The 26,764-nt window shown below is 67.5% G+C and carries 30 protein-coding genes; 24 read left to right on the top strand and 6 right to left on the bottom strand.

Features of this window, described 5'->3' with window-relative positions:
• Positions 1-2: 2 nt before the first annotated feature.
• Positions 3-293: a YiaA/YiaB family inner membrane protein gene (locus A5744_RS12060; protein ID WP_076061395.1), complete on the bottom strand. Its 291-nt coding sequence runs from the start codon at positions 291-293 to the stop codon at positions 3-5.
• Between the two features lie 160 nt (positions 294-453).
• Here A5744_RS12060 and A5744_RS12055 point away from each other — a divergent pair, with 160 nt between their 5' ends.
• Genes A5744_RS12055 through A5744_RS12045 form a run of 3 tightly spaced genes read left to right on the top strand, consistent with a single transcriptional unit; the run spans position 454 to position 3,672 of the window.
• Positions 454-1,554 (top strand): diacylglycerol kinase, encoded by a 1,101-nt coding sequence (locus A5744_RS12055; RefSeq protein WP_076061393.1) that lies wholly within the window; start codon positions 454-456, stop codon positions 1,552-1,554.
• 15 nt (positions 1,555-1,569) lie between these two features.
• Positions 1,570-2,310 carry a glucose 1-dehydrogenase gene (locus tag A5744_RS12050; protein ID WP_076061249.1) on the top strand — a complete coding sequence of 247 codons (741 nt, stop codon included), beginning with the start codon at positions 1,570-1,572 and terminating at the stop codon, positions 2,308-2,310.
• Positions 2,311-2,331: 21 nt separating this feature from the next.
• Positions 2,332-3,672: an FAD-binding oxidoreductase gene (locus A5744_RS12045; RefSeq protein ID WP_076061247.1), complete on the top strand. Its 1,341-nt coding sequence runs from the start codon at positions 2,332-2,334 to the stop codon at positions 3,670-3,672.
• On the opposite strand, the gene A5744_RS12040 is transcribed toward A5744_RS12045, so the two are convergent.
• Genes A5744_RS12040 through A5744_RS12030 form a run of 3 tightly spaced genes read right to left on the bottom strand, consistent with a single transcriptional unit; the run spans position 3,669 to position 5,919 of the window.
• Positions 3,669-4,205 carry a TetR/AcrR family transcriptional regulator gene (locus A5744_RS12040; protein WP_076061245.1) on the bottom strand — a complete coding sequence of 179 codons (537 nt, stop codon included), beginning with the start codon at positions 4,203-4,205 and terminating at the stop codon, positions 3,669-3,671. The two genes, A5744_RS12045 and A5744_RS12040, sit on opposite strands and share 4 nt — an antisense overlap.
• A gap of 31 nt (positions 4,206-4,236) precedes the next feature.
• On the bottom strand, positions 4,237-5,067 hold the full coding sequence (locus A5744_RS12035; protein ID WP_076061243.1) for a thioesterase family protein: 831 nt from the start codon (positions 5,065-5,067) through the stop codon (positions 4,237-4,239).
• 24 nt (positions 5,068-5,091) lie between these two features.
• Positions 5,092-5,919: an SMP-30/gluconolactonase/LRE family protein gene (locus A5744_RS12030; protein WP_076061241.1), complete on the bottom strand. Its 828-nt coding sequence runs from the start codon at positions 5,917-5,919 to the stop codon at positions 5,092-5,094.
• 366 nt (positions 5,920-6,285) lie between these two features.
• On the opposite strand from A5744_RS12030, the gene A5744_RS12025 reads away from it, so the two are divergent.
• From A5744_RS12025 to A5744_RS12015, 3 genes are read left to right on the top strand one after another with little or no spacing between them, the layout of a single operon-like run.
• Positions 6,286-7,176, top strand: coding sequence for an acyl-CoA thioesterase domain-containing protein (locus A5744_RS12025; RefSeq protein WP_076061239.1), 891 nt, complete (start codon positions 6,286-6,288; stop codon positions 7,174-7,176).
• A gap of 5 nt (positions 7,177-7,181) precedes the next feature.
• Positions 7,182-8,096: an LLM class F420-dependent oxidoreductase gene (locus tag A5744_RS12020; protein WP_076061237.1), complete on the top strand. Its 915-nt coding sequence runs from the start codon at positions 7,182-7,184 to the stop codon at positions 8,094-8,096.
• Complete coding sequence (locus A5744_RS12015; protein WP_076061235.1) at positions 8,096-9,247, top strand: acyl-CoA dehydrogenase family protein; 1,152 nt, start codon at positions 8,096-8,098, stop codon at positions 9,245-9,247. The genes A5744_RS12020 and A5744_RS12015 overlap by 1 nt, the downstream gene beginning before the upstream one ends.
• On the opposite strand, the gene A5744_RS12010 is transcribed toward A5744_RS12015, so the two are convergent.
• The gene (locus A5744_RS12010) at positions 9,231-9,917 is read right to left on the bottom strand and encodes a DUF427 domain-containing protein (protein ID WP_076061233.1); all 687 of its coding nucleotides are present in this window, start codon (positions 9,915-9,917) and stop codon (positions 9,231-9,233) included. The genes A5744_RS12015 and A5744_RS12010 overlap by 17 nt on opposite strands.
• A 93-nt stretch (positions 9,918-10,010) precedes the next feature.
• On the opposite strand from A5744_RS12010, the gene A5744_RS12005 reads away from it, so the two are divergent.
• The 14 genes from A5744_RS12005 to A5744_RS11940 all read left to right on the top strand — a co-directional run bounded on the left by A5744_RS12005 (position 10,011) and on the right by A5744_RS11940 (position 21,890).
• On the top strand, positions 10,011-10,412 hold the full coding sequence (locus tag A5744_RS12005) for a hypothetical protein (RefSeq protein ID WP_076061231.1): 402 nt from the start codon (positions 10,011-10,013) through the stop codon (positions 10,410-10,412).
• Between the two features lie 60 nt (positions 10,413-10,472).
• Positions 10,473-11,642 (top strand): CoA transferase, encoded by a 1,170-nt coding sequence (locus tag A5744_RS12000; protein ID WP_076061230.1) that lies wholly within the window; start codon positions 10,473-10,475, stop codon positions 11,640-11,642.
• Positions 11,643-11,776: 134 nt separating this feature from the next.
• On the top strand, positions 11,777-12,340 hold the full coding sequence (locus A5744_RS11995) for a hypothetical protein (protein WP_076061391.1): 564 nt from the start codon (positions 11,777-11,779) through the stop codon (positions 12,338-12,340).
• A 26-nt stretch (positions 12,341-12,366) separates the two neighbouring features.
• A complete protein-coding gene (locus tag A5744_RS11990) occupies positions 12,367-13,071 on the top strand; it encodes an NIPSNAP family protein (RefSeq protein ID WP_076061228.1) in 705 nt (234 codons plus the stop codon).
• Positions 13,072-13,082: 11 nt separating this feature from the next.
• Positions 13,083-14,294 (top strand): cytochrome P450, encoded by a 1,212-nt coding sequence (locus tag A5744_RS11985; protein WP_076061389.1) that lies wholly within the window; start codon positions 13,083-13,085, stop codon positions 14,292-14,294.
• A gap of 1 nt (position 14,295) precedes the next feature.
• A complete protein-coding gene (locus A5744_RS11980; protein ID WP_076061226.1) occupies positions 14,296-15,273 on the top strand; it encodes a zinc-binding dehydrogenase in 978 nt (325 codons plus the stop codon).
• The gene (locus A5744_RS11975) at positions 15,270-16,010 is read left to right on the top strand and encodes an aldolase/citrate lyase family protein (protein WP_076061224.1); all 741 of its coding nucleotides are present in this window, start codon (positions 15,270-15,272) and stop codon (positions 16,008-16,010) included. Before A5744_RS11980 ends, A5744_RS11975 begins: the two co-directional genes overlap by 4 nt.
• Positions 16,007-16,399, top strand: coding sequence for a nuclear transport factor 2 family protein (locus tag A5744_RS11970; RefSeq protein WP_076061223.1), 393 nt, complete (start codon positions 16,007-16,009; stop codon positions 16,397-16,399). The genes A5744_RS11975 and A5744_RS11970 overlap by 4 nt, the downstream gene beginning before the upstream one ends.
• Positions 16,400-16,401: 2 nt before the next feature.
• Complete coding sequence (locus tag A5744_RS11965; RefSeq protein WP_076061221.1) at positions 16,402-17,130, top strand: SDR family oxidoreductase; 729 nt, start codon at positions 16,402-16,404, stop codon at positions 17,128-17,130.
• Positions 17,112-18,626 (top strand): NAD(P)/FAD-dependent oxidoreductase, encoded by a 1,515-nt coding sequence (locus A5744_RS11960; protein ID WP_076061219.1) that lies wholly within the window; start codon positions 17,112-17,114, stop codon positions 18,624-18,626. The genes A5744_RS11965 and A5744_RS11960 overlap by 19 nt, the downstream gene beginning before the upstream one ends.
• Positions 18,623-19,543 (top strand): alpha/beta hydrolase, encoded by a 921-nt coding sequence (locus A5744_RS11955; RefSeq protein ID WP_076061217.1) that lies wholly within the window; start codon positions 18,623-18,625, stop codon positions 19,541-19,543. The genes A5744_RS11960 and A5744_RS11955 overlap by 4 nt, the downstream gene beginning before the upstream one ends.
• A gap of 20 nt (positions 19,544-19,563) precedes the next feature.
• Positions 19,564-20,871, top strand: coding sequence for a hydroxyacid-oxoacid transhydrogenase (locus A5744_RS11950; RefSeq protein ID WP_076061215.1), 1,308 nt, complete (start codon positions 19,564-19,566; stop codon positions 20,869-20,871).
• Between the two features lie 9 nt (positions 20,872-20,880).
• Entirely contained in the window at positions 20,881-21,375 is a 495-nt protein-coding gene (locus tag A5744_RS11945; RefSeq protein WP_076061214.1) for a thioesterase family protein, read from the top strand.
• Positions 21,376-21,449: 74 nt separating this feature from the next.
• Positions 21,450-21,890 (top strand): SRPBCC family protein, encoded by a 441-nt coding sequence (locus A5744_RS11940; protein WP_076061212.1) that lies wholly within the window; start codon positions 21,450-21,452, stop codon positions 21,888-21,890.
• Between the two features lie 13 nt (positions 21,891-21,903).
• Here A5744_RS11940 and A5744_RS11935 read toward each other — a convergent pair whose 3' ends face one another.
• On the bottom strand, positions 21,904-22,596 hold the full coding sequence (locus A5744_RS11935; protein ID WP_076061210.1) for a GntR family transcriptional regulator: 693 nt from the start codon (positions 22,594-22,596) through the stop codon (positions 21,904-21,906).
• Between the two features lie 138 nt (positions 22,597-22,734).
• On the opposite strand from A5744_RS11935, the gene fadD5 reads away from it, so the two are divergent.
• The 4 genes from fadD5 to A5744_RS11915 form a co-directional block, all read left to right on the top strand.
• On the top strand, positions 22,735-24,378 hold the full coding sequence (gene fadD5, locus A5744_RS11930; protein ID WP_076061208.1) for a fatty-acid--CoA ligase FadD5: 1,644 nt from the start codon (positions 22,735-22,737) through the stop codon (positions 24,376-24,378).
• A 216-nt stretch (positions 24,379-24,594) separates the two neighbouring features.
• Positions 24,595-25,407 (top strand): ABC transporter permease, encoded by an 813-nt coding sequence (locus A5744_RS11925; protein ID WP_076061387.1) that lies wholly within the window; start codon positions 24,595-24,597, stop codon positions 25,405-25,407.
• A complete protein-coding gene (locus tag A5744_RS11920) occupies positions 25,404-26,273 on the top strand; it encodes an ABC transporter permease (RefSeq protein WP_076061207.1) in 870 nt (289 codons plus the stop codon). The genes A5744_RS11925 and A5744_RS11920 overlap by 4 nt, the downstream gene beginning before the upstream one ends.
• A gap of 5 nt (positions 26,274-26,278) precedes the next feature.
• A partial coding sequence (locus tag A5744_RS11915; RefSeq protein ID WP_139331319.1) for an MlaD family protein occupies positions 26,279-26,764 on the top strand: 486 nt, incomplete at its 3' end.

Genomic DNA, 26,764 nt, shown 5'->3' with positions numbered 1-26,764 from the left:
CGTCAGCTCGCAGCGGCGAATGGGTCGTAGTCGGCAAGGAGCTTCTCCATCCGCGCCTCATCGAGACGGACACGCACAGTCGCGGCCTCCTGCTGATCGCGGATCACCTTCGCCAGGGTGAACGCGCTGGAGACCAGGAACAAGACGGTGATGCCGAGAAACATCCGTTGCCAGGGGTCGAGCGGAAGGAAAAAGATCCCGCCCAGCGCGGCCACGAGGCTGATGCCGAACGCAACGGCGGCCTGAATGAAAAAGGCGACGGTGTTCTTCGACATGCCATTGGGAACTGTCATGTGCACCAGCATGCGGCGGCGCGCGGTTCGTCGAGAAGGGTAAGACTACTCAGGTTTCCGACGTCTTTCGGCGTCGTGGGCTCAGCCCCGGTGGGCGGGCCAGAAATTATGGACTAGTGTCTAGAAAAGTTTTCCAGTGTTCTACGAAACGGAGACTCTGATGGCGATCCGCGTCGCGCACGTCGGCACCGGAAATGTCGGAGGCCTAGCCTTGGCCGAACTCATCACCAACCCGCAGTTCGAACTGACGGGGGTGTGCGTGTCGACACCGGAGAAGGTGGGCAAGGACGCGGGAGAACTGTGCGGCGTCGGCCTGGACGCGGGCGTCAGCACGGGCATCAAGGCCGTCGGAAGTCTCGACGAGATTCTGGCTACCAAGCCCGACTGCGTCGTCTACTGCGCCATGGGTGACACCCGGATACCCGACGCGATGAAAGACGTCATGCGCATGTTGGCCGAAGGAATCAACGTCGTCGGGTCGTCACCGGGGCTGCTGCAATACCCGTGGGGCGTGATGCCCGACAAGTACATCACCCGAGTGGAAGATGCGGCGCAGCAAGGGAATTCGAGCATCTTCATCACCGGAGTCGACCCGGGATTCATCACTGACCTCATTCCCTTCGCGCTCTCCGGGACCTGTCAGCGCATCGAGCAGGTCCGCTGCATGGAGATCGCCGACTACGCGAGTTACGACGGCGCAGAAGTGATGCGCTACATGGGATTCGGCGGGCCGCTGGACGACGTGCCGATGCTGCTGCAACCGGGCGTGCTCACCTTCGCCTGGGGAACGGCAATCCGGCAGCTGGCGGCCGGCCTTGGTATTGAGGTCGACGAGATTACCCAGTCGATCCAGCGTGAGCCGGCGCCGGAAGACTTCGACATCGCGGTGGGCCGCGTTGCCAAGGGCACGCAGGCCGCGCTGCAGTTCGAGATCCACGGCATGTCGAAGGGGCATCCGGCCATCGTCGTCGAGCACATCACGCGCTTGCGACCCGACCTGCGGCCTGACTGGCCGCAACCCGCTTCCGGCGGCGGCTCGTATCGCGTCGAGATCACCGGGGAACCGTCGTATGCCGTGGACATCGTCCCGAGCAGCCGCAAGGGCGACCACAACCACGCCGCGATCGTCGGCGCCGCGGGCCGCATCGTCAACGCCATCCCGGCGGTGGTCGCCGCGCCGCCGGGCATTCGGACCACACTCGATCTGCCGCTGGTAACCGGCAAAGGCCTTTACGCACCAAGCACTTTGGTGACCACCTAACGAAAGGAGACCCGCGTGGGTCGGGTAGACGGCAAAGTTGCGCTCATCAGCGGTGGCGCCGGCGGTATGGGAGCCGAAGATGCGCGCCTGCTGGTCGAGGAAGGCGCCAAGGTCGTGATCGGCGACATTCTGGACGACCAGGGCAAGGCGCTGGCCGACGAGATCGGTGACTCCGCGCGCTACGTGCACCTCGACGTCACCCAGCCCGACCAGTGGGACGCCGCGGTCGCCACCGCGGTCGGCGAATTCGGCAAGCTCAACGTGCTGGTCAACAACGCCGGAACCGTCGCGCTCGGCCCGCTGAAGAGCTTCGATCTGGCCAAGTGGCAGAAGGTGATTGACGTCAACCTGACCGGGACGTTCCTGGGCATGCGGGTCGCGGTCGAGCCGATGATCGCCGCCGGGGGCGGCTCGATCATCAACGTGTCGTCCATCGAGGGCCTGCGCGGTGCGCCCATGGTGCACCCCTACGTCGCGTCCAAGTGGGGCGTGCGCGGGCTGGCGAAGTCGGCGGCACTGGAGCTGGCGCCGCACAACATTCGGGTGAACTCGGTGCACCCGGGGTTCATCCGCACCCCGATGACCGCGCATCTGCCCGAGGACATGGTGACGATCCCGCTCGGGCGTCCGGGCGAGGTCCGGGAAGTCGCGACGTTCGTGCTTTTCCTGGCCAGCGACGAGTCGTCCTACTCCACCGGCAGCGAGTACGTGATGGACGGCGGGCTGGTCACCGACGTGAATCACAAGGAGTTTTAGGGCGGTGCTATAACCGCGAGCATGCTGCGGAACCTGGCGGACGTGGTCGGATCGAACCACGTCGTCACCGACCCCGACGTGCTGGCCGGCCGAAGCGTCGACCACACCGGGCGCTACCGGGGCCGGGCCAGCGCGCTGGTGCGGCCGGGCTCGGCCGAACAGGTCGCCGAGGTGCTGCGAGTGTGCCGCGACGCCGGGGCGCACGTCACGGTGCAGGGCGGCCGCACCTCGCTGGTGGCCGGCGCCGTTCCCGAGCACGACGACGTGTTGTTGTCCACCGAGCGGCTGCACGCCCTCGGTGCTGTCGACACCGTCGAGCGCCGTGTCGAGGTGGGCGCCGGGGCCCCGCTGGCCGCCGTGCAAAATGCCGTCGCCGCAACGGGTTTGGTGTTCGGAGTCGACCTGGCCGCCCGGGACACGGCGACCGTCGGCGGCATGGCCTCGACGAACGCCGGCGGGCTGCGCACGGTCCGCTACGGCAACATGGGCGAGCAGGTCGTCGGTTTGGAAGTGGCGCTGCCCGACGGATCGCTGCTGCGCCGGCACAGCCTGGTGCGCAGCGACAACACCGGCTACGACCTGCCGGCGCTGTTCGTGGGCGCCGAGGGGACCCTCGGCGTCATCACCGCGCTGGATCTGCGGCTACACGCCGCCCCGTCGCATCGCGTGACGGCGGTCTGCGGGTTCGCCGACCTCGAGGCGCTCGTCGAAGCCGGTCGGACGTTTCGGGACGTGGACGGCATCGCCGCGCTGGAATTGATCGACCGTCGCGCCGCCGCGCTGACCGGCGAGCACCTCGGGGTCGGTGCGCCGGTGTCGGGCGACTGGTTGCTGTTGGTGGAGCTGGCCGCCGACCGCGATCTGACCGATCGCCTCGCCGGTCTGCTCGAGGGTGTGCAGATGTGCGGCGAGCCGGCCGTGGGCGTGGATATGGTTGCGCAGCAACGGTTGTGGCGTGTTCGCGAATCCCTGGCCGAGGTGCTCGGTGTGTACGGGCCCCCGCTGAAGTTCGACGTGTCGCTACCCCTGTCCGCCATCGGCGGGTTCGCCCGGGAGGCGGTCGCGCTGGTCCACGCGCGCGTGCCCGACGCGCTGCCGGTGTTGTTCGGCCACATCGGCGAGGGCAACCTGCACCTCAACGTCCTGCGCTGCCCGGCCGAGCGCGAGCCGGCGCTCTACGAGCCGATGATGGGTCTCATCGCGCAGTGCGGGGGCAACGTCAGCTCGGAGCACGGCGTCGGCAGCCTGAAGCGGCCCTATCTCGGGATGTCACGCGAACCCGCCGACATCGCCGCGATGCGGGCGGTCAAGGCCGCCCTCGACCCGACCGGCTATCTCAATGCGGCGGTGTTGTTCGACTAGGTCGCCTTGATTCCGACGGCGTGGCGCAGCTGCGCGAGGAATTGGTCGGCGTCATCGCTGGGCACGATGTAGTGCGAGATGGCGATCCGGATCACCGTCGCCGCCTTGACCGCGGCGTTGGGGCCGGGCAGATGCCGTTGCAGCCCATCGCGCATCTGCGGGATGACGTGGGAAAACTGGGCGATGGTGTGCTCGGGTTCCACGTCGACCATGCGCACACCGGAGTACGAATGCTGGTACTCGACGATGAAGCGCAGCACGGCGTCGAGCTTGTCGACGCCCTTGAGGCCCGCCGTGGCTTTGACCAAACCGCTTTCGAAGAGCTGCCTCTCGTATTGCGAGAACGCCGACAGCAGCTCCTCTTTGGACGCGAACCAGCGGTACAGCGTGGGCCGCGAAACCCCGGCCTGGGTCGCGACTTCGGACAGGCTGAGCTTGGTCTTGCCGTTGCGGCCGAGCACCTCGGCGGTCGCCAAAAGGATCCGCTGTCGCGTCGACGTGTCGAACTCCGCCGTTTGGACCGGATGGCTCATAAGAGAAACCCTACGAAGTCGCGCAAACGTGTCACGAATTCTTCGCTTCCCGCCGGGGCCGGCTGCGCACCAGCACCGACTGCTGAATCGCGCCGACCGCGCCCTGCTCGTCGAACAATGTGCCGACCGTGGTCCCGATTCCGTCCGGCCCGTAACTGGTCTCCGCGCGAATGCCGATCCACTCACCGTCGGGGATCCGGAACACGTGCACGGCCAGGTCGGTGTTCAGGAACGTCCACTTGCTGATGTCCAATTTGCTGCCGATGCCGTTGGCGCAGTCGGCCACCGCGAACAGCCGTTCCAGCGGCGTCATGGTCTCGCCCTTGACGAGGTCCACGGTCGGGTTGATCCAGGATTCGCCCGGGCCCGCGCTCAGCGGCTCGGTCAGCCACAGCCAGTCCAGGCTGTGCACGTAGTTGCGGTCCCAGTCCCGCGCCTTGAGGTTGCGGTCGCGGGCCTCGGAACGCGGTCGGGGCATCGGGGCCGCGGCGTGCGCCACCGGCCGGGTGTCCTGGTGCTGCAACCGCCATCCGCTGGCACGCGCCACCGGCCGGAGTTCGCCGTCGGGACCCGGGGCCAGCATCTCGGCGCCGACCAGTTCGATCTGTTTGCCGCCGCGTTGCATCCGCGCGCTGACCCACAGGTCGCCCTCGGCCGGGACCCCGCCCAACAGGTCGATGACGACCCGGGACAGGCGGGTGTCGTCGCGCTGCTCGCATCGCTCCAGCGCCCGCACCAGCAGCGCCGATACCGGCCCGCCGTGCTGTATCGCCGCCGACCAGGTGCCGCGCGCCAGGTCGGTGGCCCGAAACTTCTCGCCCACCGCGTCCGTCGCGATGAGCTCGTAGTACGAGTCGGTCACTCGTCCCCCTCGTGGTCTTGCGGGTCAGGGCAGGCCGGCGCCGGGCGTTGCCACCGTCACGGCGTCCAGCCGGGAGAGCCGGGTGCCGACGAGGCGCTGCGGATACGCGTCGGTGCTCGACAGCAGGAACAGCGTGCGGCGTTCGGGACCGCCCAGCGCGCAGGCGATGGCGACGCGCTCGCCCATGTCGATGCGCTCGGTCACGACGCCGCCTTCGCCGACCCGCTCGAACTGGTGCGCCAGTGTCATCGACGTCCATACCGCGCCTTCGGCGTCGAGCGCGATGCCGTCCGGCGGGCCGTCCAGGCCGTCGGCGAAAATCCGACGGTCGCGCAGCGCGCCCGGGTCGCCGTCGTCGCCGATCGTGAACGCGGACAGGCGCCGGCCGATCGATTCGGCGACGATCAACGTCTGTCCGTCCGGCGTGATGACCATCCCATTGGGAAAGTCGAGATCCTCGGCGACGACAGTGGCGCTGTCGTCGGGATCGAGCCGGATGATGACCCCACCGGAGAACGCCTGTGACCCGATGTAGGCGCGTCCGGCGTCGTCGATGACCATGTCACCGAGGTTGGCCGGGGCCAGCTCGGTGAGATCGGCGATGGTGGCGACGGTCTCGCCGTCGTAGCGCAGCACCTGCCGGTCCTCGGCCGAGGCGATCAGCAGCGACCCGTCGGGCCGGAATCCCAGCCCGGACGGGGAGCGCCCCGGCAACGGCAACGTGGTCAGCGAGCCGCCCATGGTCGACGTGTGGACGGCCTCGCCCAGCATGTCGGAGAACCACAACAGGCCCTCAAACCAGCGCGGGCCTTCGCCGAAGCAGAAGCCGTTGGCCAGCGGCTCGGGGATCATCCGCCAATGCCTTTACAAAACACCGCAAAAGTGTCACGCACCGCGGGCGTCGGTGTCAATTTTCCGGTCCCGCGAGCTCCCGCCGAGGTCGTACACGGCCTCGGCGGACTGGCTGAATGCGATTTCTGACGCGGTGGCGGCGATGCCCAATTACGTTGCCTCCCTGCGTGTTTCATTGGCGGGTCGAGTGGTTGGGTACGTCAACGGTGTGCCGAGTGCCCGGCCGGCCGGGCGTCGGCCGCCCAGCGCCCACCCCGCCGGGCGCTCGCGGCAGAAGGCGCCGCGGTCTTGTTAGCCAAGCTTTACAAATCCTACTCAAAGTGTCACGCTGAGCCGTGAGCTGCTAGCGCGAGAGGTGGAGCGGATTTGACGAAGGCTTCCGAGGAATCCGAGCAGACCGAGTGGACGGTGCAGGGCCTGCTGGATCTGTTCGACGTGCGGGCCGACGGGCAGGACCGGTTCACCGGCGACACCGGCATCGCCGGCGGCGACGAACGGCAGGTGGTGGAGGGCACCCAGGTGCTCGCGCAGGCCATTGTCGCGGTGGCCAAACGATTCCCGGACAAGTCGGTGCGCTCGGCGCATGCGGTGTTCTCCCGCGCGATCGCCGTCGGCCCGCCGGTCGAATTCGTCCTCGACGTCGTGGCCGAGGGCCGGTCCACGGCTACCGCGGTTGTCGCCGTGCACCAGAACGGGCGACGCTGCCTGAGCATCACGGTGTTGGCCGACGTCCCCACTGCCGACGTCATCCGCCACCACCTGCCGCGGCCCGACGTTTCCGCGCCGGCCGACGCCAACCATGCCGAGATGCCGATGGGCGGGCGCGAATTGCGCCTCGTCGACGTCGTCGACGTCAACAGCCCCGACGAGGTCGGGCCGCCCGAGCTGTACGCATGGCTGCACTACGACCCGATCCCGGACCGCGACGATCTGGCCAAGGCCCTCGTCGCGTACTTCACCGGACATCTGGGCATCTCCACCACCATGCGCGCGCACCCGGGCATCGGTACCAGCCAGGCGCACCTGACCGTGTCCACCGCACCGATGAGCATCTCCGTGGCGTTCCACGAGCCGGTGCGCTGGGACGGGTGGCTGCTTTACACGCACGAGAGCACGCAGGTCGGCGCGGGCATGTCGTACGTGCGCGGCACCGTGCACGCCGAGGCCGGAGAGCTGTTGTGCTCCTTCGCTCAGGAGGCGCTGATCCGGCCGCTGCGCACCAGCGACACGGCGATCGATTCCCGCGCGCGATTCTGACTGCCATGCGCTTCACCATCACGCACCCGATGCACAGCCATCCGTACAATCCGGAGTTCTTGAGCGGCGAGGGAATCGGGAAAGTGGCGGAGGCCACCGAGGCGGCGGGCATTCACGGCTTCGGGTTCACCGACCACCCCGCACCGTCGCAGCGGTGGCTGGAAGCCGGCGGGCATGACGCGCTGGATCCCTTTGTCGCCCTGGGCTTCGCGGCGGCCACGACGAGCACGCTGCGGCTGATCCCGAACATCGTGGTGTTGCCCTATCGAAACCCGTTCGTGGTGGCCAAGTCCGGCGCGACGCTGGATTTGCTCTCCGGTGGTCGCTTCACGCTCGCGGTCGGTGTGGGTTATCTGAAGCGGGAATTCGCCGCACTCGGTGTCAGCTACGACGAGCGGGCCGAGTTGTTTGATGAGGCGCTGCAGGTGATCCGGGCCATCTGGACCGAAGACGATATCTCGTTCGAGGGCAAGCATTTCAGCGCCAAGGGCATCACCGCGCACCCCCGGCCGGTGCGCCCCCCGCCGATCTGGATAGGCGGCAACACCACGACCGCCCGCCAGCGCGTCGCCCAATATGGAGACGGCTGGTGCCCGTTTCCGGCCCCGCCGCAGCTGGCCCAGACCGCGGGCACCGCGGTCATCGATTCCGTCGAGCGCCTCACCGAGGGCATCGACGACCTGCGCCGCCGCTGCGATGCGGCGGGCAGGGACTGGTCGGCCATCGACATCACCTTCAGCAACTTTGAGGGCGGCAGCCCCGCGACCGACGACTTCAACGCCGACGCGTACCTCGGCGGCCTGGAAAAGCTTGCGGCCGTGGGAGTCACGTGGGTCGGCGTCCACCTGCCCGGGGACAGCATCACCCACGCGCTCGAGACCCTCGACCGATTCCGCACCCTCGTGATCGACGCGGCCTGATGGACTTCTCCCGCGTCCAACTGTCCCCAGAGGACCAGGCCTTCTGCGATGAGACCCGGGCGTTTATCGCCAAGCACGTCACCGACGAGGTGCTCTGCCGCCAGCGGGAGCTTGGCGAAAACTTCGACGAGGAAGTGCATTTGGCGCTGGGCGAGGCCGGCTATCTGGCGTCGGATTGGAAGCTCGAGTCCGAGGGCGGATTCAATGCGGTTCGCCGGCGCATCTTTCAACTGGAGATCGCCCGGGCGCACACGCCCTGGTATCACTGGGGCACCACGTCCGTCGTCGCGCGGCTGGTGCAGCAATTCGGTGCGCCGGCGCTCGCCGGCAAAGTAGTGCCCGGTGTGCTGTCCGGCGAGATTCGGCTCTGCCTGGGCTACACCGAACCCGAGGGCGGCTCCGACGTCGCCACCTGCAAAACCCGCGCGGTGCGCGACGGTGATGCGTGGATTATCAACGGCTCCAAGATGTTTACGTCGAACGCGCAGAACGCCAAGTACGTCTTTCTGCTCACCAACACCGACCCGCAAGGGCCGAAACACAAGAACCTGACCATGTTCCTCGTGCCGCTCGACTCGCCGGGCATCGAGATTCAGGGCATCCGCACCCTGGACGGCGACCGCACCAACATCGTCTACTACAGCGACGTACGCGTCGACGATCTCTACCGGATCGGTGAGGTCAACGGCGGCTGGACGGTGATGCGCGCGGCCCTGGATTCCGAGCACGGCCTCATCGATCGCGAAGACCATGGCCTCCAATACGTTGCGGCGATGGGAGCCCACGGCGACGTGATGGCCGAAGTGGTCGACACCGTCGCGGGCATCGTCGGGCCGGCGGCCGACGAGTCGGTGAAGTACCGGCTGGGGCGCAGCGTCGCGCGGGTGGAGGCGGCGCTGTCCACGCCTGGCATGTTCGGGCGCGTCGCGGTCGCCCAGACGATGCGCGACATCTCCGCCGATCTGATGGACATCGAGGGCGCCGCGTCGGCGTTGCCCGCCGATGCCCACGGTTCCCTAGGCGAGGGCGCGGCGGAACACCTCTACCGGCTGGCGCTGCCCCTCGGGATCTACGGCGGCACCCTCGAGGTCTTCCGCAACATGATCGCCCAGCACGAGCTCAAGCTGGGACGGCCTAGCTACCCGGGCTAAGCGGGAGCTCGGCGACGACGTCGGCTCGGGCGGCGTCGAAACTCAGGAACCCTTTGATGGGAAGGCTTTCCGGAGGCGGGTCCGCGTAGCTCCAGGCGACGTCCTCGACGACCTGGTCGCCCGAGACGACGGACCAATACGTCGCGAATCCCTTGTAGTTGCAATAGCTCGACGTCTCCGAGCGCCGCAGCAGATCGGTGCGTACGTGCGAGGGATCGACGTACAGACGCGGTTCGAGGGCGGTCTCGAACAGGATCACCGTGTCCTCGGTGTCCACTAAGACGGTGTCGCCGACCGAGACGCGAAGGCGGCGCCGCGTCGGGCGGCAGTCGACCCGATGGTAGGGATTCGGCGGATAGTGAACGAGCTCGCGGCCCTCTTCCAGCCAGGTGTCGACGGCGTCCCAGGGCACGTGGACGAAGCCCGGCGCCTCCGGCTCGGGTTCGGTGGGCAGGTCGCCGACCTCGTCGACCGGAAACGCGTAGCTGAGCGCACGACCCCGGCGGTGCACCAGCAGCGCCCGCTCGGTGTCGATCACCGCGCGCCCGTCCCGGAAGGCCTGGACCCGCCGCGGGTGCGGCTCGACGAAGACGACCTCCGAGGGCAGCGCGGGCGAGAACCGCCCGGCCGGATCACTGCTTAACGGACCACGTCCGGCTACGAGAGTCATGGTTGCGATTGTCCCCCAAGGCCGACTCAGCGGCTCAAACACGCGCTACGCTGACGCCCGGACGAGACCCAAGCGACGACGGAGTAGGACGAGATGGCAAGTGCGCCGCCGCATACCAAGGCCTACCTGCTGAAGAACCGGGGCAATTCCTGGTGGGTCAACGTCGAGCTGCAGCTGACCGACACGAATGTGCGCTGCGTCGCCACGGAGTACTCGAAATGGATCGACGAGGAGCTGGGCCTCACCGACTACAAGGCGAAGCTGTCGTCGGGTGAGCCCGTGGTGGTCTTCGACTTTCGCCGAGACCAACTGACCATCAAATGGCTGCGTCAGTTCTATCGCGGCGGTTTCCGTGTGAGCCAAGGCGATTCGCGGGAATGGTTGGTGTCGCTTGTCTATCCGAGCGGATTCGGCAGCCTGCTCGACTTAATGACCGACCGGGCTCTGTGGCGCCAGTGGCGTGAGGCACTGCCCGACACGCCGGGACACGCCTGACCTATCCGTCAGTGACGGCGGGTTGGCCACCCTACGGCAGCACGGAGTAGGAACGTAGCCATGACGGGACCGGTAGCGGGCATCAAAGTCGTCGAACTCGGGGTCTGGGTGGCCGGGCCGGCCGCTGGCGGCATCCTGGCCGACTGGGGCGCCGACGTCATCAAGATCGAGCCCCCGCGCGGCGACCCCGGGCGCCTGTTCGGCCGGATGCTGGGCTGCGACCTCGGGGTCAACCCGCCGTTCGAAATGGACAACCGCTCCAAACGCAGCATCGTCCTGGACCTCACCACCGAAGAGGGTCACGACATCGCGCTCGAATTGCTCTCGGACGCAGACGTTTTCGTCACCAACGTGCGCCCCGGCGCATTGCGAAAGCTGGGCCTCGACTTCGAGTCGGTGTCGGCGCGCCACCCCCGCCTGGTCTACGGCCTGATCACCGGGTACGGCGAAGACGGGCCCGATGCCGACCGCGCCGCCTACGACGTCGCTGCGTTTTGGTCGCGCGCCGGCGTAGCGCACCTGCTCACCCGGCCCGGGGACACCCCGCCGTTTCAGCGCGGCGGCATGGGTGACCACTCGGCTGGCATGACGCTGGCCGCGGCCATTTGCGCTGCGCTGCTCGCCCGCGAACGCACCGGGACCGGCCAGCTGGTGAGCACCTCGCTGTACCGCCAGGGCGCGTACACCGTCAGCTTCGACATCAACACCTATCTGCTGACCGGCCAGCCGATCGCCATCGGGCAACGCGAAACCATGGGCAACCCGTGCATGAACAACTACACCGCCGGCGATGGCCGCCGGTTCTGGATCGTCGGCCTCGAGGGCGACCGGCATTGGCCACCGCTGTGTCGTGCCGTCGGCCGCCCCGAGTGGCTCGACGATCCCCGATTCCGCGATGCCCGCGCCCGCGCCGTCAACGGGGCGGCGCTCATTGCCGAGTTGGACGAAATCTTCGCGACCAAACCGCTTGACGAATGGGCGGAGGACTTCGCGGGAGAACCCGATTTCTTCTGGTCGCCGGTCAACAGCATCGAGGATGTCGTCGCCGACGAGCAGTTCCACGCCGCCGGCGGCATCGTCGACGTGCCGGACAAAGAATCCACCGTGCCGATGGTGGCGACGCCGGCCGATTTCCATGGCACGCCATGGTCACCGCGTTCTGTCGCACCGGAACTCGGTCAGCACACAGACGAAATTCTGGCCGAGCTCAAGGCCCGCCGCGGCGTGTGACCGCCGGTCGCACCTTTACAAAGTTGCGCTGAAGTGTCACGCTGTCCGGTGAGCCGCGTGGCGGCCGACAGCCCAGGACGAGCGTTGCGGTAACGCCGATGCACCGTTTCGGTGCGGCGGTGAGGAACGGATTGATGGTCACTCCCTACATCAGCGAGAGCAGCCGGCTCGGTGCCGGGCGGGCAACCCGGGCCGACGGTGAGTGCCTGCGATACCGGCTGGATGTCGTCGCGGCCACCGCGGCCGACGTCGTGCAATCGGCCGGTGGTTGGCTCTACGACCGGGTGATGGCCGGATGGCAGGTGACCGTGCTGCTACCGAAGGGCCGCGACTCCCGGTCGCTTCGGATCCTCGGCGTGCGGACAGCGGAACTGGACGCGCAGCTCGCTTCGCCGGGCCACAGCCTGGCCGTCAGCGCCGAGGCATTCACCGCAGACGAGCGGGTACGCGACGCGGTGCTCAAGTCCCTGGACAACGGTTTGACCGAAGTCGCGTTGTGGGGCGATGGGTGGCCCCTGGGAGTGAATCGCGCGACGACGAGGGCGCAGCACGTACTGAGCGCGGCGGCGCGGACGTTCAAGGGCTACGCGCTTGCTGCCGCGGGGGTTTCGTGCGAGTCGGTCGATGGCACCGAGCCGCTGCTGTGTGACACCGCTACGTGTTCGCGGGCCGACTCAGAGTTGATCCGGATCGACTAGCGCGCCGATTAGCCCATGACTCGCCCATGAAGAAGTACTACGGCCACACCCTGCTCTATCTGCACGAGACGATCTCGCTGGGCTCCGGTCGCAGCGATCGCTTCACCGAAGTCTTCTCCGAGGTCTACCAGCCGATGATGGCCGAACTCGGTGCCCGGCTGTTCGCGATCTGGGAATCCACCCCCTACAACGGCCACTGGCCGCAAGTGACGGTCATCTGGGAGATCGACGCCTTCGCCGACTACGCCAGGATCGGAGCGGCGCAGGCACGCGGCGGCAGCCACGAGGCGGCGGCCGGAAAATGGTCGTCGTTTCTGTCCGACATCGGCGCCTCGGGGGAGGGGCGAATCATGTACCCCGGACCGAGCAACAAAACGCTGGCGCAGCTGCGAGAGTCCAATTTCACTGCGCCGCTGGTGATTCAGGAGATCATGCAGACCAAGCCGGGGCGACAGGACGACTACATCCGCGAGCTGGAGCGGCTCTACGTGCCCTGGTCGGAGCGCACGGGCAAGCGTTGGCTGGGTTCGTTCACCACGACGTTCCGCTACAACGAGGTCATCCACTACTGGGCACTCGACGGTGGCTGGGAATGCTTCGCCAACCACTATCCGTCCTGGAAAGACAGCCCACCCGCCGAGATCGTCACCTGGATGAGCGTCGCGCCCGCGCTGCGCGACGGCTGGGAAGATTCGATTCTGCAGGCCCTTCCGCCCTCGCCGCTGCAGTGACGGGCGCACAAGTGGACTTCACCTACGACCCATTCGACGCGCGGGTGATGGCAAACCCCTTGCCGTACTATCGGATTCTGCGCGACGAGCACCCCGTGTACTACATGCCGCAGTGGGACACCTACGCGCTGTCCCGATTCGAGGACATCTGGCGGGTGCTCGAGGTCAACGACGGAACGTTCGTCGCGACGGAAGGCACATTGCCCCCGGCGTCGGTGCTGGCTCAGCACAACGACGGGCCCCTCGATGATCCGCCGCTGCACCCGCTACCGTTTCACGCCGTCTTCGACACCGATTTGTACGCCGAGATCCGGCGCGCGCACTCCCAGCCGTTGCGTCCGCGGTCGGTCGCCGGGCTGGAAGCCCGAATCCGCACGCTGGCCAACGAGCGCCTCGATGAGCTGCTGCCACGGGGTTGCTTCGACCTGACGCAAGAGTATGGCGGCATCGTCGCGGCGTCGATGGTGTGCGGATTGCTGGGCCTGCCAGACGATCTCGCACCGCAAGTGTTGGCAGCGGTCAACGCCGGCAGTTTGGCCGAGCCCGGCGAGGGCGTCGACACCGCACAAGCGCGGCCCAACTACCTCGAGTACCTCACGCCTGTGGTGCAGCGCCGCCGGGCCGACCCGTCCGGTGACGCGTTGCCCGTTGTCGACGGCCTGCTCGGCTACCGATTGCCCGACGGCAGCGCCCTGTCCGACGTCGAAGCCGCGACGCAAATGTTGTGCATCTTCATCGGCGGGACCGAAACCGTGCCGAAGATCGTCGCCCACGGGCTGTGGGAACTGTCCCGGCGGCCCGACCAATTGGCCGCGGTGCGCGCCGACGCGAACGCCAACGTGCCGGTCGCCCGCGAGGAGATGATCCGGTTCTGCGCGCCGGCGCAGTGGTTCGCCCGAACCGCGCGGAAGCCCTTCAGCGTTCACGACGAAACGATCCGGCCCGGCCAGCGCGTCATCACGCTGCTGGCGTCGGCCAACCGCGACGAGCGCGAGTACGACGAGCCCGACGAGTTCGTCTGGAACCGACCCATCCGCCGTTCGCTGGCGTTCGGTCGCGGTCAGCACTTCTGCATCGGCTACCACCTGGCCCGGCTGGAAATCGATGTGCTGCTGACCGAATGGCTACGGCGGGTGCCGGACTACGCGATCCAGAGCGAGGCCGCGACGCGGCTGCCGTCCAGCTTCCAATGGGGATGGAACAAGATCCCCGTGGAGGTCTGACGTGTGGTCCTATCGGATCGTCGCGCCCTATGTGTTCGAGCGGACGTCGATCGCCGACAAGACACCCGAGCACCTGGGCGACGGCCAGGTGCTGCTTCGGTTCCTGGCCGCGGGCGTCTGCGGTAGCGATCTGCCCGCGTTCCGCGGCGCCCGGGGCCGGCTTCCCGGAGACGACGGGCCAAGTGCGGCGGAGAAAGACGGATTCCCGATCCATGAGGTCGCCGGCGAGGTGATCGCCAGCCGGCATCCCGAGCATCGCCCCGGCGATCTGGTGGTGGGCTGGGCATCCGGATTCGACGGGCTGATGGAACGCGTCGTCACCGACGGCAACGGGTTGGCGACCTACGACCCGGTGCTGACCCCCGCCGAAGCCGTCGGGCTGCAACCACTGGCGTGTGTCCTCTATGCCTGCGAGCAACTGCCCGACCTGGCCGGCCGTCACGTCGCGATCATCGGCCAGGGCTCGATCGGGCTGCTGTTTTCCTATGTCGCCAAGGCGTCCGGCGCCCGGCGTGTCACCGGCGTCGACCCCATCGACCGCGAAAGCGCCGCAACGGCATTCGGCGTCGACGACCGGGTGCGTGCCACCAGCGACCGCTGGGTGAGCCAGCTGGCGCCCGCGGACCGGGCCGACGTCGTCATCGAAGCCGTCGGTCACCAGGTCGCGACACTCGGGCACGCCATCCAAGCCGCCGCCCCCGGCGGCACCGTCTTCTACTTCGGCGTCGCCGACGACGAGGCCTACCCGATTAGCATGCGACTCATGCTGCGCAACAACTTGACGCTGAAATCCGGTGTGACGCTTGACCGGCGGCGAATGCTGGAGCTCGCCGGCAAGTTCGCCGCGGACCATCCCGGGTTGTTGGGCTCGTATCTCACCCACACCTTCGGCGTCCAAGATGTGCAAGACGTCCAGGCAGCTTTCGAGCTGGCCTGCCGGCCGGTGCCCGAGCGCATCAAGATCGCGATCGCGCAATGAGCGTCTTCGGCGGCGACCACCCGACCCCGCTGTGGGGCGGCTGGATCACCGGCCCGACGCTGATCGGGCCCGAGGAATTCGCCCGCGCCGGTTACGACTACCTGGGTTTCGACGCCCAGCACGGATACCTCGACGACGCCGTCATCGCCGGCATCCTGAGGCGCATCGAACACCTCCCCATCGCTACCGTGGTGCGACTGCCCAATGCCGACGCCGCGCCGATCGGGCGGGTGCTGGACGCCGGGGCCGACGCCGTCGTCATCGCGATGATCGAGTCGGCCGACGAGGCGGCCGCGGCGGTGGCCGCCTCCCGCTACCCGCCGGCGGGTGTGCGCAGCTTCGGCCCGCTGCGCGCCAGCCTCGGCCTCGACCCGGCCGAGCACGAATCCCGCGTAAGCGTATTCGCGATGATCGAAACCGCCGGAGCGCTGTCGGTCCTGGATCAGATCTGTGCCGTCGACGGCCTGGCCGGAATCTACGTCGGGCCCGCCGATCTGGCCATCTCGATGGGTGTCGACGTCTTGGGGGCCACCGGCCATCCGAAGGTGCGGGACGCGATCGAACGAATCCATCGTGTGGCGACCGACGCCGGGCTGCTCACCGGGATCCACGCCGGAGGGGGCAAGACCGGTCACGCCATGGCGCAGCTGGGATTTCGGATGATCACCCTGGCGGCCGAATCGCAGGCGCTGCGGCGAGGCGCGGCGGAACATCTACGTGAGGCGACCGGACAGTGACCGACGACCAAGTCGCGATTCGCGAAATGATCGCCGGCTACGCGCTGGCTCTCGACGCCGGCGACATCGAGGGATGCCTAAGGCTGTTCAGCGCCGATGCCGAATTTGTCGTCTACGGGCGGTCTTTCGCCGGGCCCGACGAGATAGCGAAGATGTTCCGGGATGCGCCGCGCGGCCTGCACCTGACCGGGGTCTCGCGTGTCGACGTCCGTGGCGACACCGCGACTGCCCGATCCCAGGTGCTGTTCGTCCGCGCCGGCGACCTGCACCTGCGGCCCGCGCTGTACGACGACGAAATGGTCCGCCTCCACGGGCGGTGGTGTTTCCGGCGGCGGCGGTGCCAGTTCGTGACCAGCCACGGCCTGTCCGACAGTCCCGAGGTTCCGTGACCATGAATCAGCGTGTCGCGCTGGTGACCGGCGCCGCCGGCGGGCAGGGGTGGGCCATCGCCAAACGGCTACGCGCGGACGGCTATTCGGTGGCGGCCTGCGACGTGCGGGCCGGCGAATTGGCCGCGGCGGTCGACGAGCTGGGCGACGACGACGTGATCGCCATCCAGCTCGACGTGACGTCCCAGGCGCAGTGGAACGCGGCCGCCGAGCGCGTCGTCGAGACGTTCGGGTCGCTGAGCGTGCTGGTCAACAACGCCGGAGTGTTGCACCGGGCAGCGTTGGCCGACGAGACGGCCGAGGATTTCGAAAAGGCGTGGCGGGTGAACTGTTTGGGGGCTTTCCTCGGCATGAGCGCCACACTGGATCTGCTACGGGAGGCCGAACACGCGGCGATCGTCAACATCTGTAGCACCGGGGCGATGCGCCCGTTCCCGCACCACAGCGCGTACGGCTCGTCCAAGTGGGCGCTGCGGGGCCTGACCCAGACCGCCGCCGCCGAACTCGCGCCGTCGGGCATTCGCGTCAACGCGGTGTTCCCGGGCCCGATCGCCACCGAAATGCTCGACGCGGACACGCAGTCACGGCTCGCCGAGACCGCGATGTTCGGACGGCTCGGGCAGCCCCGCGAAATCGCCGACGCCGTCGCGTTCCTGGTCTCCGAGGCGGCATCGTTCATCACGGGTTCCGAGTTGGTCGTCGACGGTGGGCAATGCCTGCAGATTCGATGAAGATCGGCATCATCGGTGCCGGACCCGGCGGCTTGGCGCTGGGAATCCTGTTGAAGCGGGCGGGGTTTCACGACTTCACCATCTTCGACCGCGAAGACGACGTGGGCGGAACATGGCGCATCAACACCTATCCGGGCCTGGCATGCGACGTCAAGTCACACCTCTATTCCTACTCGTTCGACCTGAACCCGCACTGGTCGAGGCTCTGGTCACCGCAGCCCGAGATCCTGGCCTACTTCGAGCGCTGCGCCGACGAATATGGTCTCCGCCCGCACCTGAAACTGCGCACCGAAATCCGTTCCGCCAGCTGGGATCACGATACGCAGCGCTGGTGCCTGACGGCCGCGGACGGGGCGCGACACCATTTCAACCTCGTGGTTTCGGCCGTCGGATTGTTCACCCGGCCGCTGCTTCCGGATCTCGTCGAACAGGAGCCGTTCACCGGAACGGTGATGCACTCGTCGCGATGGGATCACTCGGTCGCCCTCGAGGGCGCGCGGGTCGCCGTGCTGGGAACGGGTTCGACGGCCTCGCAACTGGTCCCGGAATTGGCCAAGGTCGCCGACCGGGTGTATTCGGTGCAACGATCACCAACCTGGATATTGCCCAAGCCGGACCGGCACTACACGCGCCGGGAGCGCTGGATTCTGGCCCACGTGCCGTTCGCCAAGAAGCTGTACCGGACCCGGCTGTGGCTGCGCAGCGAATCCAACATCTCGGTGATCGAGCATGGCAGCGAAAAGACCCAGGAGTTCACCGCGCTTGCCCTGGGCATGCTCGAAAAGACCGTCGCCGACGAGGAATTGCGCCGCAAGCTGACCCCCGACCACCCGATGGGCTGCAAGCGACTGGTGTTCTCGTCGGACTACCTGCCCGCATTGACGCTGCCCAACGTGGAGGTGGTGAATAGCCCGGCCCGCTATCTACGGGCCCGCTCGCTGGTCACCGAAGACGGCAGCGAGCGCGACGTCGACGTCGTGGTGTGCGCCACCGGCTACGCCGCGGCCGACTACCTGGGGGAGCTCGACGTGTCCGGAGAACACGGAACGACGCTGCGCGAGACCTGGAGCGACGGGGCGCACGCGTACTTCGGCATGGCCGTCCCCGGGTTTCCCAACTTCTTCATGCTCTACGGGCCCAACACCAACGTCGGCTCCAACAGCGTGATCTTCATGCTCGAAGCCCAGGCGCGCTACATCGTGCGCGCGTTGAAATACATGCGGCGCAAACGCAAGACCTACATCGCGGTGCGGCCGGCGGCGCTCGCGGAGTTCGTCGCCAAGATCGATCGCTGGATGGTCGGCACCGTCTGGACCACCCAGTGCAGCAACTACTTCCGCGCCCCGAACGGCCGGGTGGTCACACAGTGGCCGCGAAGCGCGCGTAGCTTCTGGGGAATGACACGCCGGTTCCGGCCCGCCGACTTCAGCTTCCGGGCCGAGGCCCGCTCCGCCACAGACGGAGAGAACGCGGTGACGGCGCTGGACACCCGATGACCGACGGCGTCGAGCGGCTCGATCCCGCGCTGCGCGCCGTCGCCACTACGCGCACGGACTTCACGCCGGCCGCCATCGAGCTCATGCGCGGACCGTTCAACGAGCGGCGCCAAATCGCGGCGGAATGCGTTGCGGCGCAAGGTGTCCAGATAGCCGACGACACCGTGGTGACCGAGGCCCGCGGAGTGCCGGTGCGGATCTATCGCGGCGCGGAGCCGCCGGGCCCGGCGGTGGTGTACTGCCACGCCGGGGGCTTCGCGCTGGGAAACCTGGACACCGATCACCGCCAGTGCGTGGAGCTCGCGCGGCGCGGCCGATGCACGGTGGTGTCGGTCGACTACCGGCTCGCCCCCGAGCATCGTTATCCGGCCGCCCTCGACGACGCGATCGCCGTGCTGCGCTGGGTGGCGGCCGGCGCCGCCGAACTCGGCATCGATGCGGCCCGCCTGGCCGTCGCCGGGAGCAGCGCCGGTGCCGCCCTGGCCGCCTGCCTCGCGCACGGCGCCGCGGGCGAACCGCGGGTCGTGTTCCAGTTGCTGCACCAGCCGGTGCTGGACGATCGGGCCACCGAGTCAAAGGCGCAGTTTCGCACCAGCCCGGCTTTCGACGGTGAGGCGGCGGAGCTGATGTGGCGCCACTACCTGGGCCCGCAGACCGCCTCGCAGAATGCCGTGCCCGCCCGCCGAGACCGATTCGACGGCCTGCCACCGGCATTGATCACCTGCGCGGAGATCGATCCCTTCCGCGACGAGGCGGTGGACTATGCGCTGCGACTGCTGCGCGCGGGCGTCTCCACCGAGCTGCACGTGTTCGCGCGCACCTGCCACGGATTCGACTCGCTGCTGCCCGACTGGTCCGTGTCCGAGCGGCTGTTCGCGTTGCAAGGTGAAGCGCTGCGACGGGCCTGGGAAATCTGAACGCCCCTAGGATGGCAGCGATGGCCTGCTGCGATTTCTCGATCGTCGCCGAGGGCTGCGACGCAGCCTTCACCGTCGACGCGTCGCGGGTGACTTTCGGGCGTGGTTGTCTGGCTGAATTGGGCGACCGGGCACGCGCTCTCGGGTTGCGTCGGGTGGCGTTGTTCTCCGACGCCGGCGTGGCCGAACTGCCCATCTTCGCGACGGCGCACGAGTCGCTCGTCGCGGCCGGACTGGACGTGCTCACCTACACCGACGCCCATGTCGAGCCCACCGACGCGTCTTTCGTCGACGCCGCGCGTTTCGCCCGGGAGTCGAACCCCGACGGCTACGTGTCGCTGGGCGGCGGCTCCGTCATTGACACGTGCAAGGCCGCCAACCTGTACGCCACCCATCCCGCCGACTTCCTGACGTATGTCAACAAGCCGATCGGCGAGGGCAAACCGGTGCCCGGTCCGCTCAAGCCGCATATCGCGTGCCCCACGACCGCCGGCACCGGCAGCGAGGTAACGGGCATCACGATCTTCGATCTCCTGTCGCTGAAGGCGAAGACCGGCATCGCCGCGCACGCGCTGCGTCCCACGGAAGCGCTCGTCGACCCCGACTCCACCGCGAGCCTGCCGCCCGAGGTCGTCGCCTCGGCCGGGCTCGATGTGCTGTCGCACGCGCTGGAGTCCTACACGGCGCGGCCCTACGTCCGGCGGCGCGCGCCCGAACGGCCCACCCTGCGGCCCATGAGCCAGGGCGCCAACCCGTGGAGCGACCTGGGCTGCCGTGAGGCGTTGCGCCTCTTGGGGCAGTTTCTGGAGCGCGCCGTGAGCGACGCGTCCGACAGCGAGGCCCGCGAGCAGATGATGTGGGCCGCAACGCTTGCGGGCATCGCGTTCGGCAACGCGGGCGTGCACGCACCGCACGGCATGGCCTATGCGGTTGCGGGGCTGGTGCGTGACTTCCGGCCCTCGGGCTACCCGGCCGACGAGCCGCTCGTGCCGCACGGCATGGCCGTCATCCTCAACGCACCGTCGTCGTTCCGCTTCACCGCGGAGGTTGGCCCGGAGCGGCACCTGGAGGGCGCACGGCTGCTCGGCGCCGACACGCGCGGCGCCGGCGCGCAGGACGCCGGCGAGGTGCTGGCCAACGAACTCATCCGCATCATGCGCGCGGTGGGCATGCCCAACGGCCTCGGCGGGGTGGGCTACACCGACGACGACGTGGTGGCCCTCACCGAAGGCGCCCACCCCCAGCAGCGCCTGCTGCAGAACGCTCCGCGCGAGATGAGCAAGCCGGTTCTGGCGGACTTGTTTCGGCAAGCCATGCGCTACTGGTAGTCAAGACGCATGACATCGGCTCCCACGGTTCCGCCTGCACCGGACGGGTTGACCAGCCGCGACTTCCCCGTCCAGTGGCCGGTGGGAACCCGGTGGGCCGACAACGACATGTTCGGCCACCTGAACAACGCGGTGTACTACCAGCTGTTCGACACCGCGATCAACGCCTGGATCAACACCAGCACCGGGCTCGACCCGACCGCGATGCCCGAGCTGGGCATCGTCGCCGAGTCGGGTTGCCGCTACTTCTCCGAACTGCATTTCCCGCAAAACCTGGTGGTCGGCCTCGCGGTGACCCGGCTGGGCCGCAGCAGCGTCACCTACCGGCTCGGGCTGTTCGGGTCGGAAAGCGGACCCGACGACGGCCGCGCCCAACCGATCACCGCGCTGGGGCACTGGGTGCACGTCTACGTCGACCGGACGAGCCGCAAGCCGGTCCCGATTCCCGACGCCATCCGCGCACTGCTGTCGACGGCCTGCGTGGCACCGGCCGAGCCGCAATAAATAGAAGCAATAAATAGAAGCCGCCGAGATGGCGCCCAGCACTGGGCGTTTCGCGGCTTGGCTATGCTTCGCCAATGCCAGTCCTGAGCAAGACCGTCGAGGTCGGTGCCGACGCCGCCTCGATCATGGCCATCGTCGCGGATTTCGAGGCATACCCGCAGTGGAACGACGAGATCAAGGGCCTGTGGGTGCTCGCCCGCTACGACGACGGGCGGCCCAGCCAGCTGCGGCTCGACACCGAGGTCCAGGGTGTTGCGGGCACCTATATCCAGGCCGTGTACTACCCCGGCGAGAACCAGATCCAGACCGTCATGCAGCAGGGCGACCTGTTCGCCAAGCAGGAACAACTGTTCAGCGTCGTCGAGATGGGTGCGTCGAGCCTGTTGACGGTGGATATCGATGTCGAACCCTCGATGCCCGTGCCCGCGCCCATGGTGAAGTCCATGCTCAACACCGTGCTCGACCACCTCGCCGACAACCTCAAGCAGCGCGCCGAGCAGCTCTCCGCGAACTAATAAGCCCGCGGACTCAGTCGAAGATCCCCGATCGCTTCAGCATCTCGGTCAGCCGCTGCGCCCCGTCGGTGAATTGCCACACGGTGTGCTCGATGACGGCGGCGGCGTCGCGTTTGCGCAGGGCCGCGATCAACTTGCGGTGGTTGTCGACCGCGGCCACACCCCATTCCGGGTCGCCGGCGTACACCAGCACCGGCATGTAGCGCGCGGCGTTCAGCAGGAACCAGGCCAATTTGATCCGACCGCTGGCCTGATTGAAGACACGGTGAAACGCGAACTCGATGCCAGCGATGGCCTCGGCGTCGCCGGAGCCGACGGCCGCCTCCAGCGCATGGTTGATGCGGTCGAGCTCGTCGATCTCGCCGTCGGTGATGTGGTCGGTGGCCGCGGCGGCGAGCTCCCTGGCGATCGTGGCCTGCAGCCAGAAGATGTCCTGAATGTCCTGGCGGGTCAGCGGCAACACGAAGTGACCGCGATGCGGCTCCAGTTGCACCATGCCTTCGCCGCGCAGTTTCAGCAGCGCCTCGCGGACGGGGGTGATGCTGACCCCGAGTTCGGCCGCGGTCTCGTCGAGGCGTATGAAAGTCCCCGGACGCAATGTCCCGGACATGATCGCCGCGCGCAGGCGACCCGCGACTTCGTCGGACAACTGCGCCCTGCGCAGTGGCCGCCGGCTCCGCGGCTTCGTGGAAATCGGTGCGTTCACGGGGGCTGCCAGGGCTTTCAGGGGCTCGGCGGGGGTTGTCTTTGGGGCACTAAAGCCATAGTGTGACCCACACAACACCATGTTTTATCAAATATCAACCTGGCGCAAGCGGTGCGCGAGTGTAAGGGGAGGTAGTAGTTGACCGCACAGTTGGCCAGCCACACGACGTCTGCACTCACCGAGCAGCCTTACCGCGCCCGGCGGCAGAACTGGGTGAACCAGCTCGAGCGGCACGCGATGATGCAGCCGAATGCGACAGCGCTGCGCTTCCTGGGCAACACCGTGACGTGGGGTGGACTACAGGACCGGGTCTCGGCGCTGGCCGACGGGTTGAGCCGGCGGGGAGTCGGCTTCGGCGACCGGGTCATGATCCTGATGCTCAACCGCACCGAATTCATCGAGTCGGTGCTGGCCGCCAACATGCTCGGGGCCATCGCCGTCCCGCTGAACTTCCGGCTCACCCCGGCCGAAATCGCCTTCCTGGTCGAGGACTGCGAAGCCCGCGTCGTGATCACCGAACCCGTGCTCGCCCCGGTGGCCACCGGAGTCCGCGACATCCAGCCGATGCTGAGCACGATCATCGTGGCGGCCGCCTCGACCGACGACGGGGTATTCGGCTACGAGGACCTCATCGACGAGACCGGCGATCCGCACGAACCCGTCGACATCCCGAACGACTCGCCGGCCCTGATCATGTACACCTCGGGCACCACCGGCCGCCCCAAGGGCGCCGTGCTGACCCATACCAACCTGACCGGCCAGACGATGACCGGGCTCTATACCAACGGCGCCGACATCAACAACGACGTCGGCTTCGTCGGTGTCCCGTTTTTCCACATCGCCGGAATCGGCAACATGCTGACGTCGCTGTTGCTCGGCATCCCCACCGTGATCTACCCGCTCGGCGCGTTCGACCCGGGCCAGCTGCTCGACGTGCTGGCGGCGGAGAAGGTCACCGGCATCTTTCTGGTGCCCGCACAGTGGCAGGCGGTATGCAACGAACAGCAGGCACGACCGCGTGATCTGCGGCTGCGGGTGATGTCGTGGGGAGCCGCTCCCGCCCCCGATGCCTTGCTGCGCGAGATGTCGGCGACGTTCCCCGGCACCCAGATATTGGCCGCATTCGGCCAGACCGAGATGTCGCCGGTCACCTGCATGCTGCTGGGTGACGACGCGATCCGTAAGCGTGGATCGGTCGGAAAGGTGATCCCCACCGTCGCCGCCCGCGTCGTCGACGAGAACATGAACGACGTGCCCGTCGGCGAAGTGGGCGAAATCGTCTACCGCGCACCGACCTTGATGAGCGGCTACTGGAACAACCCCGCGGCCACCGAGGAGGCGTTCGCGGGCGGCTGGTTCCACTCCGGGGACCTCGTGCGGATGGACGACGAGGGTTACGTCTGGGTGGTGGATCGCAAGAAGGACATGATCATCTCCGGCGGCGAGAACATCTACTGCGCGGAGGTGGAAAACGTCCTCGCCAGCCATCCCGACATCGTCGAGGTCGCCGTCATCGGCCGCGCTCACGAGAAGTGGGGCGAGGTGCCGATCGCGGTCGCGGCCGTCACCGACGACCAGCTTCGGCTCGGCGACCTGGACGGCTTCCTGACCGAGCGGCTCGCCCGCTACAAGCACCCGAAGGCGCTCGAGATCGTCGACGCGCTGCCCCGCAACCCCGCCGGGAAGGTGCTCAAGACTGAGCTACGCCTGCGCTACGGCGGTGCGGAGGCGTCTGAAAGCCGTTCTGCGTCAAGTGGTTCAACGGCCGGAGAGGAGGGCTGACGAAAACCGAAACGTTTGCCCGTTATTGACGGAGGGTTAATTGTGCAGTTGTCGGTTCACACGTGCTCGGCCATCGGGTACATTCCTGTGGTCTCCGTTACTACTTGCGAGTAGGGAGCCGATGGTCACATACGAAGGGTCCGGGCAAGGACAGGGCGTGCGACACGATTCGCCGCGGTGCTGGGAGGCGCGCGGTGGTTGCGGGAGGGGACAGCGGTGACGACGACGGCCACAGGGCCACGGCTGACCGACTATGCCCGCGACCGCGTGGCCCCCTTCCTGACGCTCGTCGGCGGTTTTTTCCGAATGTGCGTGCTGACCGGCAGGGCGACATTCCGGTGGCCATTCCAGTGGCGCGAGTTCGTCTTGCAGTGCTGGTTCATCATGCGCGTCGCGCTGCTGCCGACCATGGCCGTCTCGGTGCCGGTGACGGTGCTCTTCATCTTCACGTTCAACATCCTGCTGCTGCAGGTCGGCGCCGCCGATATCTCGGGGGCGGGCGCGGGCGTTGCCGTGGTCACCCAGATCGGCCCGATCGTGACCGTGCTGGTGGTCGCGGGCGCGGCGGCCACGGCAATCTGCGCCGACCTGGGTGCTCGCACCATCCGCGAAGAGATCGATGCGATGGAGGTGCTCGGCATCGACCCGATCCACCGATTGGTGGTGCCCCGCGTTCTGGCTTGTGCGACCGTCGCGATGTTGCTCAACGGCCTGGTGAGCATGGTCGGACTGGTCGGAGGCTTCCTCTTCGGCGTCTACCTCCAGAATGTGTCCGGCGGTGCCTACCTCGCCACGCTGACCCTGATCACCGGGCTGCCCGAAGTGATCATCTCGACGGTCAAAGCGGCGACCTTCGGCATGATCGCGGGCCTGATCGGCTGCTACCGAGGCCTGACCGTGCGCGGCGGCGCCAAGGGCTTGGGCACCGCCGTCAACGAGACCGTCGTCATGGCCGTGGTCGCCCTGTACGCGGTCAACGTGGTGCTGACCACCATCGGTGTCAAATTCGGAACGAGCGCAGTGAAATGACGACGACCGGAGTAGTTCGCGCCCGCTTCCCGCGGTTGGCCGCCAACCTCAGCCGCGTCGGTAACTTGACGACTGGATCACTCGACGAAGCCGGAAAGCTGGGCTGGTTCGCGGTAATCGGCGGTCGCGGCATGGGATGGGCGCTGACCCGTTACCGCAAGGAAATCTTGCGTCTGATCGCCCAAGTCGGCATGGGCACCGGCGCCATGGCCGTCGTCGGCGGCACCGCGGTGATCATCTCCTTCGTGACGCTATCCGCCGGCTCGCTGGTCGCCCTCCAGGGTTTCGCGTCGCTGAGCCAGATCGGTATCCAGGCACTCCTCGGGTTCGTCGCCGCACTCATCAACGTGCGTCTTGTCGCCCCCGTCGTCTCCGGCGTTGTGCTTGCGGCCACGGTCGGCGCCGGCGCCACCGCTGAATTGGGCGCCATGCGGATCAGCGAGGAGATCGACGCGCTGGAGGTCATGGGGATCGATTCGGTGGCATACCTGGTCTCCACCCGGGCGCTGGCCGGGCTGGTGGTCATCATCCCGCTGTACTCGTTGGGGCTGATCATGTCCTTCCTGTCCCCGGCGGTCGTCACCACGGTGCTGTACGGACAGGCCACCGGCACTTACGAGCACTACTTCCGGACGTTCTTGCGCCCCAATGACGTGTTCTGGTCCTTCGGCGAGGTCATCATCATGGCGGGGGTTGTGATGCTCACCCATTGCTACTACGGGTACAACGCCAGCGGCGGACCGGTCGGGGTCGGCGAGGCCGTCGGGCGGTCCATGCGCTTCTCGCTTGTCTCGGTGAATGTCATTGTCCTGTTGGCCGAAATGGCGCTCTACGGCGTCAACCCGAACTTCGCTTTCACGGTGTAGCTGCCATGACGACTCCGCGATTGAAGGTCAACAAGCCGCCGACGCGCCCTTACAAGTTGGTCGGTATCGCGGTCCTGTTGATCGCCGCCTTGGTGTTGTGGTTGGTGTATTTGCAGTTTCGGGGGGATTTCACGGAGAAGACGCCGGTGACGATGTTGTCGTCGCGGGCGGGTTTGGTGATGGATCCCGGAGCGAAGGTCACCTATAACGGCGTGCAGATCGGCCGGGTGGCCAGCATTTCGGAAGTGCAGGCCGATGGCAAGCCGGCGGCGAAGTTCGTGTTGGACATTTATCCGCGATATCTGAAGCTGGTGCCGGCCAATGTGGACGCCAAGATCGTGGCGACCACGGTGTTCGGCCAAAAGTATGTCTCGATGACCACCCCGGCCCACCCGTCGCCGCAGCGGATCGCCCCGCATGCGGTGATTGATGCGCGCTCGGTGACCACCGAGAGCAATACGTTGTTCCAGACGATCACGTCGGTCGCCGAG

The organism is Mycobacterium sp. IS-1264, assembly GCF_001954195.1.
GTDB lineage: Bacteria > Actinomycetota > Actinomycetes > Mycobacteriales > Mycobacteriaceae > Mycobacterium.
Note: the sequence above shows the minus strand (reverse complement) of the source record. Positions and strands in the feature narration are given on the sequence as shown.